Genomic DNA, 16,432 nt, shown 5'->3' with positions numbered 1-16,432 from the left:
CAAATTAGTCCTCTCGGGCAAACAATGCCTCTATAAAATCGCCGGCCTTAAATGGCCGTAAATCATCAATGCCTTCACCGACACCAATGTACCGGATAGGAATATTGAACTGGTCAGCCACGGAGAAAATCACCCCGCCTTTAGCTGTACCATCCAGTTTAGTCAGTGTAATACCGCTCAGGCCAACGGCTTCATTGAATAATTTCGCCTGACTGATCGCATTCTGCCCGGTGCTGGCGTCCAGGGTCAGCATCACCTCATGGGGAGCGCTGTCATCCAGTTTGCTCATCACACGGGTGATTTTCTTCAGTTCTTCCATCAGGTGAGATTTATTCTGCAGACGCCCTGCGGTATCGGCGATCAGCACATCAATCCCGCGGGATTTAGCCGCCTGAATTGCATCGAAAATCACCGATGCTGAATCCGCGCCCGTGTGCTGGGCAACCACCGGAATATTGTTGCGTTTGCCCCAGACTTCCAGCTGTTCCACCGCAGCGGCACGGAAGGTATCTCCGGCGGCCAGCATGACCGATTTCCCCTGAGACTGAAACTGGCGTGCCAGCTTACCGATGGTCGTGGTTTTACCCACACCATTCACACCGACCATCAGGATAACAAAAGGTGTTTTTCCTTCAATATCCAGCGGTTGTTCAACTTTATCCAGAATGGAGGACATTTCGTCTTTTAACAGACCATAAAGCGCCTCCGCATCCCGTAACTGTTTCCGGCTGGCATGTTCTGTCAGACTGCCAATAATCTTACGGGTCGTTTCAACCCCGACATCGGCGATAAGTAGTTGTTCTTCAAGCTCTTCAAACAGATCATCATCGATTTTTTTACCGCGAAATAAACCGATAAAACCGGAGCCAAGATTCTGTCGTGTTTTCACCAGGCTGCGTTTTAAACGGGCAAAAAAACCTTCCCGTGTCGGACGTTCCTGCTCGGTAACTCTCGCTGATTCAGGGGCATCAACAACCTGCGCTTCCGGACTATTCTGAGACACGGAGGGAACGTTTTCGCTTTGCGTCGCGATCGTTGCCGGTATCTCCTGACGGCTTTCGACGACAGCCGCTGAGGATTCAGACAGGCTGTTACTGTCCTGAGCGGCGTGCTCCGGGACCGGAGCCGCAACAGGCATCTGCTGTTCAGCCACTTTCGCCGCCAGTAGCTGCTCCGTATCCGTGTCAGGTGCCGTAACGCCGGACATCACCCCGGGTTCCTGTATCAGGGTCACAGGTTCAGGCACGTCAGCCGTCACCGGCTGTTCTGTCTCCGGTGAAGCAACGTCAACCGGCTGGTCAGGGACTGCCGGTGGCCGTTGCGACTCAGCCTCTGTAATCTCAGCAGCCATATCTGCCGCCGCAGGTAGCTCTGAGGTTTCTTCTGTCACTACAGGAACATCTGTACTGCCGGCCGCAGGGGTTTCCGTATCAGATGCGGGATCCTGCGCAGGGCCAGCGTCCGGGGTTTCTTTTTGTTCTGCGGGTTGTTTTTCCGGTTCTGCGGTATCTTCATCGCGACCAAAACCCAGCCAGGAGAAAAAGCCCCGTTTTTTTTCTTTTGCCATTATCTAACGACACTCCTTTAGGCCCGAATCAGAGAACCGCGTCAGGTTCTGCCAGAAAAAATTCGGAACATAGATGTTAATTTATCAAATCCCTGCCGCGATCAGGCACCCGCAGAGATCGTGAAAGCATAGTCAGATAGTCTATCATTTTCCTGGCATTGCATTACAGCACCCTTTTTTACCGTTTCTTATCACGCCGCTGCCCGTTAAACTAAGCAACAAATTATGAAGAGTTGTGATTGAAATGAAGAAACATTCCCGGGCACCGGCAGGTGCCGGACAAATACGAATTATTGGCGGACAATGGCGAGGCCGGAAACTTCCGGTCCCGGAAAGTGCCGGGCTGCGGCCAACCACTGACCGGGTACGGGAAACCCTGTTCAACTGGCTGGCGGCAGACCTGCCACAGGCCCGTTGCCTGGACTGTTTTGCCGGAAGTGGTGCTCTGGGTATCGAGGCATTGTCACGTTATGCGGGACATGTCACCTTAGTTGAGCTGGAACCTCAGGTGGCGCGTCAGCTGACAGGGAATCTGCGTACCCTTAACAGTAGCGCCGGACAGGTAATACAGGCAGACACCCTGCGCTGGTTAGGGACTCCCGGTCAGCCGTACGATATTGTGTTTATCGATCCCCCTTTCCGTAAAGGACTGCTGGCACAGACAATCACCTTACTGGATACCGGCGGCTGGCTGGCCAGCAATGCCTTGATCTATATTGAATGTGAAGTGGAACAAGGCGCTCCGCAGGTACCTGCCAGCTGGCAACTGCACCGTGAGAAAGTGGCAGGTCAGGTCGCTTATCGCCTCTATCATCACTCTGCACCGGACTCTCAGGGAGAATAATTATGTTACTTATCGGCGGACGTATCCTGATGCTGTTTGTCTGGGCTTTTTTACTGATGAATATAGTGCATCCGGCCCCGAAACCATTGAAATACTTTATTGATGTGGCACTGTTTTTTATGGTGGTGATGCACGGCCTGCAGCTGGTTTTACTGCGTGCCACCCAGCCCAAAGACGGGCCGGCACTCGGCGGTCTGACTCAGTTGAAAATATTTTTTTTTGGCGTTTTTGAACTGCTGGCGTGGCAGAAGAAAAATTATCCTAAACACTGAGCGACTCCGTCAACGGAACGCCACTCCCTGATCAGTGGCCGCCGGCGGTAAAACCGATAAAACGGGTGCCCTGCATACGTAAGGCGCCCGTTGTCCCGACCCTGCACTGATTATACTGCTCCTCTGACATCTGTACGCTGAAGTCATCACCCACCGGTTCGCGGCGGAACGTCACTTCATAACGCACTATTTCACCGGCAATCACTTCTCGTTGTCGTGAACGCCGGTTATCAGCCGTAAAGTCGCGTTTACTGACCACCAGCGCCTGTTGTGTAACCACCGGTGACGCATCATTCAGGGCATTTTCACTGCGTTGTCTGAAAAACTGCCGGCCGGCCAGCAGAATAATAGCAACGATGACGATAATAAAAATAAGCGGTGGTTTACTCATCAGTCCTCCGGGGCAGTGCGCAGGAAGAAATAAAATCTGTATTATTTTTCCTGTATTTTTCATCATTCACAGTAATAATCGCTGGCAGTGGCCGAAAGTCAAAGGGTATCGCGGATAGCACCGCTCTTGCCCGTTACCGGCCAGATTCGAAAAGGATTAAGGAAGAGCATATGCTTTGGTCATTTCTTGCAGTACTGTTTTCCGGATGGCTGTATATTGACGCCTCTTACCGTGGCCCGCGCTGGCAGCGCTGGTTGTTTAAACCCGTAACTTTTCTGCTAATGCTGGCATGGGCATGGCAGGCCCCTGTCCGCTCGGTCACGGATTATTTACTGATTGGCGGACTGGTTGCCGCTATGGCTGGCGGGGTCCTGAGTCTGTTGTCACGTCCGCAACTGGTCTACGCCTTCGGTACCATGTTCCTGTCGTATTTACTGTATACGCTCAGTCTGACCCGCGGGATAACCCTGACGATTTACTGGCCTGTCCCGGTAGCCCTGCTGGTCGCCGGTCTGCTGGTACTGATGACCATTCGTAAGCAACTGGACGAGCTCTGCTGGCCGGTATGCACCATGCTGACCATGGTATTAGTGATGTGCTGGCTGGCGATCCTGCAATATGTCAGCCTGCAAACCGATCAGACGCTGTCTTTAATGGCCGGGGCCATTTTACTGTTACTGGCGAATTTTTGCTGGTTAATCAGTTTTTTCCGTCATCGTTTCCCGGCCGACAGAGCAATTTATGAAGCCTTATTTATCCTCGGCCACTTTATGATTATTCGTTCCCTGTGGCTTTCCTGATACAGACCCGCAGGCAGACACCGTAATTTTTGTCTGCGGTGCTGTTGTCTCAGAGACCTTTTTTTACCAGATAATGAAAAGGCAACTGCGCGGTGTCCTGTTCCAGCAAGGTATGTTCCATAAAACGACAAAACCCCGGAATATCGCGTGTGGTTGCCGGATCATCGGCAATAATTAATAAAGTCTCACCTTCCTGCATATAACGAATGGTTTTACGCACCATCATTACCGGTTCGGGACAACGCAGACCCAGCGCATCGAGGGTATGATCGGCGCTACTGAAGAGATCACTCATGACGTACTCTGATAAACATAAAGGATGGTTATTCTACCCCGCGCCCGGCAGCCAGACAAACGCCTGAGGTGCGGTGATCAACAGAGACTTTTCTTGCATTGTCTCGCCAGGCAGGTAACATGCGAGCGGTTTATTGTACACTGTAATGCCGGAAGACTGCCTGCGTTCACGCAGCCCTCCGGCCGATATATGGGTTCCCTCACCCCAACCTAAAAAGGCCAGCTATGATCACCTTTACTCCCCGCCAGCAATGGTTTGCCGGTGTCGTTTTGTCTGTATTTCATTTACTGATTATTACCTCAAGTAATTACCTGGTGCAGTTGCCCGTCGATATTTTCGGGTTTCATACCACCTGGGGTGCATTCAGTTTTCCGTTTATCTTCCTCGCCACTGACCTGACGGTACGCATTTTTGGTGCACCGCTGGCCAGACGCATTATTTTGCTGGTGATGCTCCCTGCTCTGGGGGTTTCTTACGTTGTGTCCTGTTTTTTTTATCAGGGCAGCTGGCAGGGCTGGGATTCACTGCAGCACATCAATGTCGTCGTCGCCAGAATAGCGCTGGCCAGCTTTATGGCTTATGTTCTGGGACAAATACTGGATATTTACGTATTCGACCGGCTGCGCCGCCTGTCCCGCTGGTGGCTGGCTCCGGCTGCGGCAATGTTTCTGGGAAATATCAGCGATACACTGGCATTTTTCTTTATCGCATTTTATCACAGCAGTGATGCGTTTATGGCTCAGCACTGGTTCGAAATCGCCCTGGCGGACTACAGTTATAAGATATTTATTTGCCTGGTCTTTTTCCTGCCTGCCTATGGTGTGCTGCTGAATGCTATCCTGAAAAAGATGTCCGGCAGGACGCAACAACCCGCGGTCAGTTCAGGTTAACACTGAATGACCGGGTCTGTGACAACAGCTAAGATTTGGTGACAATCAACGGATTGCTTTTCCCGTTCATTTTCGTTGTGATCACCCGATGTGAAATATAAAAAGGAATTCAGATGAGCAAGTTACTTAAATACCTCAGTGTCGGATTACTGGTCATCGGTCTGGCTGCATGTGACCAGAAGAAAGAGGATACTGCCGGGCAGCATGCCGCCGCCAGCCAGCAGGATGCACAAACCGTGACCCTGGCCGGGGGAAAACTGAGTTTCACCCTGCCATCAGGAATGACAGATCAGACCGGGAAACTCGGCACCACCGGCAATAACATGCATGTTTATGCAAACAATAATGGGCAACAGGCGATTATCGTGATTACCGGTGATAACACCAGTGAAGCACTGGATGTACTCAGTCAGCGGCTGGAACAACAGCAGCGCAACCGTGACCCGCAGTTGCAGGTCGTCTCTGATAAAGAAATTACCCTGAGTGGTCACCCGGCGCAGCAGCTGGACAGCGTTATTTCTGCCAAAAACCAGACAAACTGGTCAACGGTGGTGATGACCAAAGTTGACGGAAAACTGATTACTCTGCAAATCTCATTACCTGCCGATAATCAGGCCCAGTCACAAACTACCGCCGAAAATATTGTGAAAACAATTACACTGAAATAATTTTCAGTGACGATTATCACGCCTCGTCAGGGCGTGATAATCCTGTTCTGTCAGTGAGACACATACCTGCCATTTCCCCCTGACTTCTCCATAACGACCAAAAAATACCCAAAATATCTTTTAGTATACAAAAAGGTTATACTTAACCGTTCATTACAATAATAAGTCCGTTAATTTATTGTACGATCAGGGTGGTCCGAAACGACAATTTGCATCTATGCTTACTATCGCCGGTAATATTTTTACACATCGATTACCGGGGATCATGCTGATAACTTATGAACAAAATACAGGTATTCATATGAAATTGCGTAGGAAGCGTATAAAACCCATTGGGATTGATGACGTCACCATTATCGATGACGCCAGGTTGCGGAAGGCGATTACTGCTGCATCGCTAGGCAACGCCATGGAATGGTTTGATTTCGGGGTTTATGGATTTGTTGCCTTTGCATTAGGTAAAGTATTTTTCCCTTCAGCATCTCCCGGTATCCAGATGATTGCGGCTCTCGCCACCTTCTCTGTTCCGTTCCTGATCCGCCCGTTGGGTGGGCTGTTCTTCGGTATGCTCGGCGATAAATACGGCCGACAGAAAATCCTGTCCATCACTATCGTCATTATGTCGATCAGTACTTTCTGTATAGGACTTATCCCCTCATATGCCTCCATCGGTATCTGGGCACCGATCCTGCTGTTAATTGCTAAAATGGCGCAGGGGTTCTCCGTCGGCGGAGAATATACCGGAGCATCTATTTTTGTTGCCGAATACTCCCCTGACCGTAAACGCGGTTTTATGGGTAGCTGGCTCGACTTTGGTTCCATTATCGGCTTTGTCCTCGGTGCAGGGATTGTGGTGCTTATCTCTACCATCGTCGGTGACGAAAAATTCATGGAATGGGGCTGGCGTTTGCCGTTCTTCCTGGCATTACCGTTAGGGGTGGTCGGGCTCTATTTACGCCACGCCCTGGAAGAAACGCCTGCGTTTCAGCAACATGTGGATAAACTTGAGCAAGGCGACCGTGAAGGGTTACAGGATGGTCCGAAAGTCTCATTCAGAGAAATTGCCACCAAACACTGGAAAAGCCTGTTGTCCTGTGTCGGTCTGGTGATTTCGACCAATGTGACCTATTACATGTTACTGACCTATATGCCCAGCTATCTGACCCATAATCTGCATTATTCAGAAGATCACGGGGTACTGATCATCATTGCAATAATGATTGGTATGCTGTTCGTTCAGCCGGTAATGGGTATGCTCAGTGACCGTTTCGGGCGTCGTCCGTTTGTAATTATCGGCAGTATTGCCCTGCTGATTTTTGCGATTCCGGCGTTTATGCTGATCACCAGTAATGTACTCGGACTGATCTTTGCAGGGCTGCTGATTCTGGCAGTGATCCTCAATGCCTTTACCGGCGTCATGGCTTCTACCCTGCCGGCAATGTTTCCGACCCATATCCGTTATAGTGCGCTGGCCAGTGCCTTTAATATTTCGATTCTGGTTGCCGGTCTGACCCCGACACTCGCCGCCTGGCTGGTGGAGGCGACCAATAACCTGTTTATGCCGGCTTATTATCTGATGGTTATCGCGGTGATTGGCTTACTGACCGGTATCTTTATGAAAGAAACCGCCAACAAACCTTTAAGCGGTGCAACACCGGCAGCTTCTGATCTGGCAGAAGCCAGAGAGATTCTGCAGGAACACCACGACAATATCGAACACAAAATTGAAGATATTGACGAGGAAATTGCCCGCCTGGAAGCTAAACGGAAAACCCTGGTACAACAGCATCCGGACATTAACGAGTAATCCCCTCTCCCTCAGCGGGCCCCCGCTGAGGGATATTATGTAACAATTATTGCGGCTTACATCGTCTCTGCTGGTTAAAAGGAGTAGACTGGAATCACATTTTAATCAGTGCCGGGTATAGTATGTCCGATTTCTCTCTTGTGCAGCGTCCAAGAAGGCTGCGTAAAAACTCATCTGTCCGTGAACTCTTCAAAGAAACCTCTCTGAGCCTGAATGATCTGGTATTGCCAATCTTTGTCGAAGAAGGGCTGGATGATTATCAGCCAATCACGGCCATGCCTGGCGTGGTACGAATTCCTGAAAAGCGGCTGGCCTATGAAATAGAGCGTATTGCCCGGGCAGGGATCCGTTCAGTGATGACCTTTGGCATCTCTCACCATCTGGATGACACCGGCAGCGACAGCTGGGCAGAGAATGGCCTGGTCTCAAGAATGTCACGTATCTGCAAAGACACGGTGCCGGACATGGTGGTTATGTCAGATACCTGCTTCTGCGAATATACCTCTCATGGGCACTGCGGGGTGCTGTGCAACGGTGCGGTACATAATGATCAGACGCTGGTTAACCTGGGTAAACAGGCGGTTGCCGCAGCCTCTGCCGGTGCTGATTTTATCGCCCCTTCCGCAGCGATGGATGGCCAGGTAAAAGCGATCCGTCAGGCGCTGGATGCTGCCGGATTTACTGATACGGCCATTATGTCCTATTCCACCAAATTTGCGTCTGCCTTTTACGGCCCGTTCCGCGAAGCCGCCGGCACAGCACTGAAAGGGGATCGTAAAACCTATCAGATGAACCCGATGAACCGCCGCGAGGCTATCCGTGAGTCACTGATTGATGAGGCTGAAGGGGCCGATGCGCTGATGGTGAAACCGGCCGGTGCCTATCTGGATATATTGCGTGATATTCGCGAACGTACTGATTTACCGCTGGCGGCGTATCAGGTCAGTGGTGAGTATGCGATGATTAAATTCGCTGCTCAGGCCGGTGCTATCGATGAGCAGAACGTTGTTCTGGAAAGCCTGGGCGCTATAAAACGCGCCGGTGCCGATATTATTATGAGTTATTTTGCTCTGGAATTAGCTGAGCAGAAAATTCTGACCCGCTAATCGCCGGCAGACAGAGCAGCACAAAAAAAGGCGTCCGCGGGGACGCCTTTTCACTGACCGGAAAAATTATTTTTTATTCTCCGGTTCGTAATACTGTACCCCGATGGTAATACGTTCACGGCCCGTCGCTACACGGTGACGGTTAGTGTCACGCAACGAGTAGATACAGCCACAATATTCCTGCTGATAAAAACGTTCCCGCTTACTGATATCGATCATCCGGGCGGAGCCACCGCCTTTACGCCAGTTAAACTCCCAGTACATCATGTCCGGATATTTTTCCGCCGCACGGACACCGCAACCATTGATTTGCTTCATATCCTTCCAGCGGGAAATCCCCAGCGACGAAGTGATCACCGGGAAACCATGCTCGTGGGCATATAATGCAGTACGCTCGAAACGCATATCGAAACACATCGTACAGCGTTCTCCGCGTTCCGGAGACCACTCCATTCCTTTAGCCCGCTCAAACCAGTTGTCACGGTCATAGTCCGCATCCACAAAAGGCACACCAAATTTCTCGGCAAACCGAATGTTTTCTTCTTTACGTAATTCGTATTCTTTCAGCGGATGGATATTCGGATTATAGAAGAAAATGGTGTATTCAATCCCCGATGCCAGCATGGCTTCCATCACTTCCCCGGAGCAAGGGGCACAGCAGGAATGCAGTAATACTTTATTATGACCACCTGGCAGAGGAAGTGGTTTTCTTTCGATAGCGTCAGACATACTCAGATTTCCAAAACGTAGCAACAGCGAAAAAGCGTCATCAGGGTCAGTGCCCGGATGTAAAGTATACAGCATATTGTTATAGGATTTTATTCAATACGCCAGTACGGAATAGCAAAAACGCCATTTTTTCGCGGAACCGCGCCGTTCAGCAGAGTACAACTACCGCACAATGAGACGGGTGACAGACACGGACGGCCGAAACGACCGTCGCGTATCGGTCAGGCAACAAGCTCAGCAGACACCCTGTGCAAACGGTTCAGCGCATTGAGAAACGCGTCCAGTTCATCATTGAGCCGTGTGAGGATCACATCATCAATCTGTACATCCCTTTCTCCAGGGATGATTTGCGAATCGTTGGCAAAAACCCCATGCAGAATATCCCTGGCTTTCAGGGCACCCAGCACCGGTTTAAGTGCATAATCGATTGCCAGCATATGCGCATGACTGCCGGCAGTCGCCACCGGTAATACTACTTTATTTTCCAGTGCCCGTTCAGGTAACAGATCCAGTACGGTTTTTAATGCTCCGGAGTAAGACGCTTTATATACCGGCGTTGCAATAATCAGTCCCTGCGCACTGGCAAGGTCTTCTTTAAACAGAGAGATTGCAGGTGCATCAAACCGGGCCTGAATTAAATCCGCGGGCTCAAAATGCTGAATATTCCACGGCAGGACTTCGACCCCCCGGGATTCAAGTATTTTTTGGCTACGTGTCAGTAATGCCGCAGAGCGCGAAGGAAAACGCGGACTTCCGGCTAAAGTCACTACCCGCATGACTGTCCCCTTATCAGTGTGTTGTTTTCAGCAGAAAATGTGTCCACAGCATGACAGAATTACCGGTTAAGGAAAAATAATATATCCGGCAAAGCTATTGCCGGATATGAATAATCCGTACCGCCGGCTACGCGGATGGCTGTTATGCGGTTATTTTATAGCTGATAGCCGGGTTTCTTTATCAGTTGATCCATCTGTGGCGCAATTTGCGTATCCCAGACCGTGGATTTCCAGTTTTCCTGCGGCACATATTTCAGTGCAATACTGACCGCTGAATCACTGCTGTTCAGATGTTCCTGTAACACTGCGGTCATGGCCCCGGCCAGGGCTGTTTTTTGCTCATCAGTTAACTCACGTGGAAAAGACTGTATTTCAATATGCGGCATAACCGGCTCCTGTCTGAATAGATAATACGCTGTATAAGGCGACGGTTCCGATAATGACATCAGAATCTGTCACAGGAAAGTCCGCATCCGTTATACACACGTGGCTGCTGCGTCAGGAGCATTCTGCCGCCATAACAGAATTAGATAATCCGTTGGTGTATGCGCTGTTTTTTTGTGCGACTGATCATCTTCACCGCGACTTTTTCCACAGCCAGCAGGAAAAACTGCCGGCTACACAGCCCCGCTGCCACAGGCTACTGTATTGATTCCGTAAACAGGGATTCAGTGTTCTTCGCGAAACAGCAGGCAAAAGGAGTCACTATGGAGCAGGCAGCAGCAATGACAGATCAGCAACTCGCCATTCAGGGACTTGCCGACCAGATAATGTCACAGATTCACTGCCTGTTTACCGCCTCAGGTATCCATCCCACCGCGGTACAGCAACAGATGTTGCAATCACACGTTCAGGCCATGGCTCTGCGCTCACGAACCGGCGAAGCCTTGCCAGTGGTCGACAGGGAGCTATTTGATGAAATCTCCCCGGCGTCAATGGCACTGGCCACCAGCATCGTCAGCCTGTTCGGTAATCTGCCGCAGGAAGAAGCATGGCTATTATCGGTTCATTTCGAAGTAGCCAGAGAATCCCCCTGAGGTTTTGTCGCCTGCAGCCACGCCTGAAAAACAGTACAGGCGCGTTATCCCCCCCTCAATAAGGAAGAAAATATGTCAAAGGTGATCGTAGTGATTGGAGACCGTCTGGGCAAAGGTCAGAAAGTCGCGGCCGGGGTAGAAAAAGCGGGAGGTACCGCCATCGTGATTGCCGGCGTTGCGGCAGATATGAAGCTGGGCGAAACCATGCATGCGCAGGGTGCATCATTCGGCCTCTCTTTTTGCGGCAGCGGCGGCGCAGGAGCGATTACCGCCCGGACAACATATGGGTATCCGGCAAAGTATGGCATGCGTTCGGTTGACGAGGGTGTCACGGCGATTAACGAGGGAAACAAAGTGCTGGGCTTCGGTTTTATGGATCAGGAAGTACTCGGAGAGCGGCTGGTGCAGGCCTGGATAAAAAAATACGGTGGATAGCCGATGAAGGAACAATTTGTCACCACCGTCAGGGTCAGGGGAAACGGTATCAGCAAAGTCAGTGCCTTTACTGATGCCCTCGGCCAGGTACAGAGGGCGGTATTGTTATCGACACGTAAAGTGTTACTGCGCATTGAACCCCGGGAAGTGAAAGTGATTCAGGCCAATTATCAGTGTAAGCGTGAGCGATTTTTGTTCTTTTTCCTGGCGAGAAAACGTTACCGCTACAGTATTGAGCTGGAAATTACCGCCAGTGTTTCTGCCGTTGATACGGAAAGTATCAATTTCACCCTGCAGTAGCTCTGCGACGAGGAAAGCACTATGTTTTTACTCATTTTATTTAAATCACTGATTATTGGCGGTCTGGTGGGCGCGGGGGTCGGTGCCGGGGCAGCGCGTATGTTTCATGCGCCGGCGACACAAGGTATGGGAGCATTCAGAACGTTAGGTGAGCTTAATTCCTGTGCCGGTGATCCTGCTTCTCATTTCTCCTTCGGACTGGGGTTTTTCTTTAATGCCTGGGCATCCTCGGTCGCTGCGGGTGCATTCACCCAGGATGTTGACCATCGTATTATCCCCAACTGGGGAGCTGCCGTTCTGCTAATCAGCAACCGTAATGTCGCGAAAACCCTGCACGATCCGAAAAAAATGACCCTTGCCTGCACCCTGATCGGGATGCTGGTGGTGACATTTCTCAATTCGACGGCTTCGGCGGTGCCGGCGGCGCTGCAGGTTACGGCGGTGAAAGTACTGGTCCCGGCGGCCAACCTGCTGGTTAACACGGTTATGCCGGTGATCTTCTGGCTGGCAGCGATCGATGCCGGTAAAAAGTCTGGCCTCTGGGCCACGGTTTTTGGCGGGTTATCCCAGCTGATCATGGGGAATGCTGTTCCCGGTGTCGTACTGGGGATCCTGATTGGTAAGGGTGTGGAGGAAAGTGGCTGGAACAGGATCACTAATATTATGATGGCCGCCGTTATCGTCCTGTTTGCCATGAGCGCTTTCTTCCGCGGATTCGATATCCAGATGTTGCAATCCTTCCGGCTGGATGTTCCTGGCTGGCTGGGAGCTCTGCATAACCTGCTGAACGGTAAATAGGAGACTTATCACCATGGAATCGTCACAAGACAACTTCTGGTACGCCGACCGCGCGTTTCCTCTGTTTGTCGGCCTGCTCTCTGCCGGTGTCTTCGCCGGAACCCATATGTACTACGTCTATGGTATCGGGGCATTTAATGAGGTGGCCTTTGTTTCAATGCTGCGTTCCGGGATAGAAACTGGTGTCTATGGCGCTGTCGCCGCATTCGGTGCCAGTTTCCTGTTCGCCAGGATAATCGAAGGTTCACTGGTCGGTATCCTGGATATTGGTGGCGCAATCCAGACCGGTATCGGCCTGGGGGTACCGGCTCTGCTGCTGGCCGCAGGGATCACCTTACCGGTGACCAGCTTTCTGTTATCTCTGGTCACCGGTTTTCTGCTCGGGCTGGCGATTGGCTACATTATTATCCTGGCAAGGAAATTCACGATTAATAACAGCCATTCAACCTACGGTGCTGACGTCATGATGGGGGCCGGTAACGCATCAGGCCGTTTTCTCGGGCCACTGATTATTCTGTCAGCCATGGCAACGTCCATACCGATTGGCCTCGGGTCACTGGCCGGTGCACTGCTGTTTTATCTGTGGGATAAGCCGATTACCGGCGGTGCTATTCTCGGTGCAATGTTACTGGGTACCCTTTTCCCTGTCTCTCTGTGAGTGCGGCGGCTCTGCTTCCCGACGGATGATCATGACGGAGGCAGAATGATTGTCTGACGGATAAGGAGTTCTGATGTTTGATTTTATCATTCGCGGTGCGCGTCTCGGTGACGGGAAACTGGCAGATATCGCGGTACAAGAGGGCAGGATTGCGGCACTCGGGCAGTTTCCCGGTAATGCTCTCAGGGAATACCCGCTGAATGGCCGTTACCTGGTCAGTGCCGGCTGGATAGATTGCCATGTGCATTGTTACCCGCCATCACCGGTTTATCATGATGAACCGGATAAGGTCGGTGTGGAACAAGGGGTCACCACCATTATTGATGCCGGCAGTACCGGTGCCGATAACATCGGCGATTTCTATCAGTTAACCCGAACGGTCCGTACCTGTGTCTATGCCCTGCTGAATATTGCCCGCTGCGGTATTGCCCGACAGGATGAACTCTCCGCACTGTCACTGATTGATAATACTGCCGTCCGGCGGGCAATACAGGATTATCCGGCGTTTATTGTGGGCCTGAAAGCCCGGATGAGCAGCAGTGTCGTCGGAGATAATGGCATAACGCCCTTATTAATCGCCCGCCAGATGCAGCAGGAAAATCCCGGCTTGCCCCTGATGGTTCATCTGGGAAATGCGCCGCCCGGGCTTGATGAGATTACCCGGCAGTTGCGACAGGGCGATATTATTACCCATTGTTTTAACGGCAAACCCAATCAGATACTTACCCCCGACGGGGGATTGAAAACCTCTGTCAGCCATGCATTGCAGCGCGGCGTCCTGCTGGATGTCGGGCATGGCAGTGCCAGTTTCGTTTTTGAGGTGGCGCGTACAGCGATTGGCCGGGGGATTTTGCCCGATACTATCAGCTCCGATATTTACTGCCAGAACCGGCGACAGGGCCCGGTCCGGAGTCTTGCGCGGGTAATGTCCGCATTTCTTCATCTCGGGATGACCCTCTCGCAAGTCCTTGACCGTGTAACTTGCCATCCGGCCCTTGCGCTGAATTTACAGGGAAAAGGCCGCCTGGCGCCAGGCGCGGATGCTGACCTGACTATTTTTGATCTCAGCAGGGACCGGCAACAGTTTACTGATGCGGAGGGCAATACCCTGGATGGCGAGTATCTGCTACGGCCGCTGGCAGCCATTACCGGCGGGCACTGGTGTATAACTGATGAAGGAAAAAAAAACCATGTCTTCAGTGTATGAAAAATACGGACTGAAAGAGGTGATTAATGCCTCTGGCCGTATGACTATCCTCGGTGTTTCAACCCCGGATGATGATGTTATCCGGGCGGTCAGTGACGGTCTGAGCCACTATTTCGAAATGCAGGCACTGACAGAGAATAGCGGGCGATATATTGCCGGTTTACTCGGGACCGAAGATGCCGTGGTCGTATCCTGTGCTGCGGCCGGTATCACTCAGGCCATCGCCGGAGTCATCGTCAAAGATGATCCCTGGTTACTGGAAAACCTGCACACGGCACCATTACAGGTTCCCCATGAAATAGTGATAGCCAAAGGGCACAACGTGAATTTTGGCGCTCCCGTAGGTACCCTGGTGGCACTGGGCGGCGGACAACTCAAAGAAGCCGGTTACGCTAACCAGTGCACGCCCGCACAGCTGGCGATGGCCATTACTCCGCGAACGGCGGCTATTTTATATATCAAATCCCACCATTGTGTGCAGAAGAGCCATCTTAGTATTGAACAGGCGGTCACAGTCGCCAGACAACACCATGTCCCGCTGATCGTCGATGCCGCCGCCGAGGAAGACCTGCAGTATTACTCTCACTGTGGTGCTGACCTGGTGATTTACAGTGGTGCGAAAGCCATTGAAGGACCAGCCAGCGGGTTGGTGGCTGGCCGGCAGCAGCCCGTCAGATGGGTGAGGCAACAATCATCCGGCATCGGACGTGCCATGAAGGTCGGCAAGGAAAATATTCTTGGCCTCAGCAAGGCGATAGAGCGTTACCTGCAACGCAGCAGGCCCGCCATGGCCGATATGGAAGCAAAAATGGCGCCTTTTATCCGCCAGCTTAATACACTTAGCGGTGTTGATGCCAGTGTGGTGTATGACACCGCAGGCCGCCAGATTGCCCGGACGCGGATTCAGTTTGATGAAACAGTGACCGGCCAGACGGCCGGACAGATCCTTCAGCAATTACAGGAAGGCGATATTGCTATCTATTGCCGCGGTTATAACGCCAGCGAAGGCAGTATAGAAGTGGATGTACGCAGTATCAGTACCACACAGCTGACTTTTATTTTCCAGCGGATTACTACCATCCTCAACGGAGAAAAAATCCTATGTCCCTGACCACTCATTTTTATCAGAATCGGGTCTGCCTGAATGTACTGGCCGGTTCGAAAGAAAATGCCGGGCAACTCTGGCTGGCGGCAAAAGGTTATGTACTGATTGGGGTCTTATCTAAAAAGTATACGTCGGTCGACAGTGCTGTGGCAGATATGCGCGAGTATGCAGCCGTCACCGAAAATGCCCTGTCAGTGGGTTTAGGGGGCGGAGACCCGCAACAATCAGCGATGGTCAGTGCGATTGCTGCCCGGCTTCAGCCGCAGCATGTAAATCAGGTTTTTACCGGTGTTGCGACCTGCAGGGCTTTACTGGGGCAGACGCAGACCATTGTCAATGGGCTGATCTCCCCTGCCGGTATTCCGGGCCAGGTAAAAATATCTACCGGTCCCCTGAGTTCACGGGCGGCGGATGCAATTGTGCCCGTGGCCAGTGCCATTGCATTGCTCAGAGACATGGGGGGCAGTTCGGTAAAATATTTCCCGATGGGCGGCCTGCAGGCGATTGATGAGTACAAAGCGGTTGCCGAAGCCTGTGCTGATCAGGGGTTCTGGCTCGAACCGACAGGGGGTATCACCCTGCAAAATTATCCGGCAATCCTGAAAATAGCGCTGGATGCAGGGGTCGAAAAAATTATTCCGCATATTTACAGTTCGATTATTGATCCGCAGACAGGTAACTCGCGCCCGCAGGATGTGGGTAAGCTGCTTGAGATGACAATGCAGCAATTAGGCTGATAACCTCCGG

At 51.6% G+C, this 16,432-nt stretch carries 21 protein-coding genes; 15 read left to right on the top strand and 6 right to left on the bottom strand.

The genetic code is table 11. The features are described from left to right. Positions 1 to 4: 4 nt before the first annotated feature. On the bottom strand, positions 5 to 1,567 hold the full coding sequence (gene ftsY, locus JK211_RS03855) for a signal recognition particle-docking protein FtsY (protein ID WP_212707355.1): 1,563 nt from the start codon (positions 1,565 to 1,567) through the stop codon (positions 5 to 7). 244 nt (positions 1,568 to 1,811) lie between these two features. Here ftsY and rsmD point away from each other — a divergent pair, with 244 nt between their 5' ends. Next, positions 1,812 to 2,411, top strand: coding sequence for a 16S rRNA (guanine(966)-N(2))-methyltransferase (rsmD, locus tag JK211_RS03850; protein ID WP_212707354.1), 600 nt, complete (start codon positions 1,812 to 1,814; stop codon positions 2,409 to 2,411). Positions 2,412 to 2,413: 2 nt separating this feature from the next. Then, positions 2,414 to 2,683: a DUF1145 family protein gene (locus tag JK211_RS03845; protein ID WP_212707353.1), complete on the top strand. Its 270-nt coding sequence runs from the start codon at positions 2,414 to 2,416 to the stop codon at positions 2,681 to 2,683. Between the two features lie 31 nt (positions 2,684 to 2,714). Here JK211_RS03845 and JK211_RS03840 read toward each other — a convergent pair whose 3' ends face one another. Then, on the bottom strand, positions 2,715 to 3,074 hold the full coding sequence (locus tag JK211_RS03840; protein WP_212707352.1) for a DUF2500 domain-containing protein: 360 nt from the start codon (positions 3,072 to 3,074) through the stop codon (positions 2,715 to 2,717). A gap of 170 nt (positions 3,075 to 3,244) precedes the next feature. Here JK211_RS03840 and JK211_RS03835 point away from each other — a divergent pair, with 170 nt between their 5' ends. Further along, a complete protein-coding gene (locus JK211_RS03835; RefSeq protein ID WP_212707351.1) occupies positions 3,245 to 3,874 on the top strand; it encodes a lysoplasmalogenase in 630 nt (209 codons plus the stop codon). Between the two features lie 49 nt (positions 3,875 to 3,923). Here JK211_RS03835 and tusA read toward each other — a convergent pair whose 3' ends face one another. Beyond that, positions 3,924 to 4,169: a sulfurtransferase TusA gene (gene tusA / locus JK211_RS03830; protein WP_212707350.1), complete on the bottom strand. Its 246-nt coding sequence runs from the start codon at positions 4,167 to 4,169 to the stop codon at positions 3,924 to 3,926. Positions 4,170 to 4,393: 224 nt separating this feature from the next. Here tusA and JK211_RS03825 point away from each other — a divergent pair, with 224 nt between their 5' ends. From JK211_RS03825 to hemB, 4 genes are all read left to right on the top strand, one after another. Continuing rightward, positions 4,394 to 5,059, top strand: a complete 666-nt coding sequence (locus JK211_RS03825) for a 7-cyano-7-deazaguanine/7-aminomethyl-7-deazaguanine transporter (protein ID WP_212707349.1) — start codon at positions 4,394 to 4,396, stop codon at positions 5,057 to 5,059. A 113-nt stretch (positions 5,060 to 5,172) separates the two neighbouring features. Next, positions 5,173 to 5,727 (top strand): DcrB family lipoprotein, encoded by a 555-nt coding sequence (locus JK211_RS03820; RefSeq protein ID WP_212707348.1) that lies wholly within the window; start codon positions 5,173 to 5,175, stop codon positions 5,725 to 5,727. Positions 5,728 to 6,028: 301 nt separating this feature from the next. After that, positions 6,029 to 7,534, top strand: a complete 1,506-nt coding sequence (proP, locus tag JK211_RS03815; RefSeq protein WP_212707347.1) for a glycine betaine/L-proline transporter ProP — start codon at positions 6,029 to 6,031, stop codon at positions 7,532 to 7,534. Positions 7,535 to 7,656: 122 nt separating this feature from the next. Continuing rightward, entirely contained in the window at positions 7,657 to 8,640 is a 984-nt protein-coding gene (hemB, locus tag JK211_RS03810) for a porphobilinogen synthase (RefSeq protein WP_212707346.1), read from the top strand. Positions 8,641 to 8,706: 66 nt separating this feature from the next. Here the strand turns inward: hemB and JK211_RS03805 are convergent, their stop codons facing one another. The 3 genes from JK211_RS03805 to pptA form a co-directional block, all read right to left on the bottom strand. Beyond that, positions 8,707 to 9,369: an epoxyqueuosine reductase QueH gene (locus JK211_RS03805; RefSeq protein WP_212707429.1), complete on the bottom strand. Its 663-nt coding sequence runs from the start codon at positions 9,367 to 9,369 to the stop codon at positions 8,707 to 8,709. Positions 9,370 to 9,590: 221 nt separating this feature from the next. Continuing rightward, positions 9,591 to 10,145 carry an NADPH-dependent FMN reductase gene (gene ssuE / locus JK211_RS03800; protein WP_212707345.1) on the bottom strand — a complete coding sequence of 185 codons (555 nt, stop codon included), beginning with the start codon at positions 10,143 to 10,145 and terminating at the stop codon, positions 9,591 to 9,593. Positions 10,146 to 10,300: 155 nt separating this feature from the next. Next, positions 10,301 to 10,531, bottom strand: a complete 231-nt coding sequence (gene pptA, locus JK211_RS03795) for a tautomerase PptA (protein WP_212707344.1) — start codon at positions 10,529 to 10,531, stop codon at positions 10,301 to 10,303. Positions 10,532 to 10,852: 321 nt separating this feature from the next. On the opposite strand from pptA, the gene JK211_RS03790 reads away from it, so the two are divergent. From JK211_RS03790 to JK211_RS03755, 8 genes are all read left to right on the top strand, one after another. Next, positions 10,853 to 11,182 (top strand): glycine dehydrogenase, encoded by a 330-nt coding sequence (locus JK211_RS03790; RefSeq protein WP_212707428.1) that lies wholly within the window; start codon positions 10,853 to 10,855, stop codon positions 11,180 to 11,182. 72 nt (positions 11,183 to 11,254) lie between these two features. Then, positions 11,255 to 11,617, top strand: coding sequence for an SFCGS family glycine-rich protein (locus JK211_RS03785; protein ID WP_212707343.1), 363 nt, complete (start codon positions 11,255 to 11,257; stop codon positions 11,615 to 11,617). Positions 11,618 to 11,620: 3 nt separating this feature from the next. After that, positions 11,621 to 11,917: a DUF4312 family protein gene (locus tag JK211_RS03780; RefSeq protein ID WP_212707342.1), complete on the top strand. Its 297-nt coding sequence runs from the start codon at positions 11,621 to 11,623 to the stop codon at positions 11,915 to 11,917. Between the two features lie 21 nt (positions 11,918 to 11,938). Further along, positions 11,939 to 12,715, top strand: a complete 777-nt coding sequence (locus tag JK211_RS03775) for a DUF4311 domain-containing protein (protein ID WP_212707341.1) — start codon at positions 11,939 to 11,941, stop codon at positions 12,713 to 12,715. 13 nt (positions 12,716 to 12,728) lie between these two features. Then, a complete protein-coding gene (locus JK211_RS03770) occupies positions 12,729 to 13,373 on the top strand; it encodes a DUF4310 family protein (RefSeq protein ID WP_212707340.1) in 645 nt (214 codons plus the stop codon). Between the two features lie 73 nt (positions 13,374 to 13,446). After that, positions 13,447 to 14,580: an amidohydrolase/deacetylase family metallohydrolase gene (locus JK211_RS03765; RefSeq protein WP_212707339.1), complete on the top strand. Its 1,134-nt coding sequence runs from the start codon at positions 13,447 to 13,449 to the stop codon at positions 14,578 to 14,580. Next, a complete protein-coding gene (locus JK211_RS03760; protein ID WP_212707427.1) occupies positions 14,564 to 15,691 on the top strand; it encodes a DgaE family pyridoxal phosphate-dependent ammonia lyase in 1,128 nt (375 codons plus the stop codon). Before JK211_RS03765 ends, JK211_RS03760 begins: the two co-directional genes overlap by 17 nt. Further along, entirely contained in the window at positions 15,682 to 16,422 is a 741-nt protein-coding gene (locus tag JK211_RS03755) for a KDGP aldolase family protein (RefSeq protein WP_212707338.1), read from the top strand. Before JK211_RS03760 ends, JK211_RS03755 begins: the two co-directional genes overlap by 10 nt. The last annotated feature ends 10 nt before the right edge of the window (positions 16,423 to 16,432 follow it).

Source organism: Tatumella sp. JGM130, from assembly GCF_018257525.1.
In the GTDB taxonomy this organism is placed as follows: domain Bacteria; phylum Pseudomonadota; class Gammaproteobacteria; order Enterobacterales; family Enterobacteriaceae; genus Tatumella; species Tatumella punctata.
The sequence above is the reverse complement of the archived record's forward strand: the minus strand, read 5'-3'. Positions and strand labels throughout refer to the sequence as shown.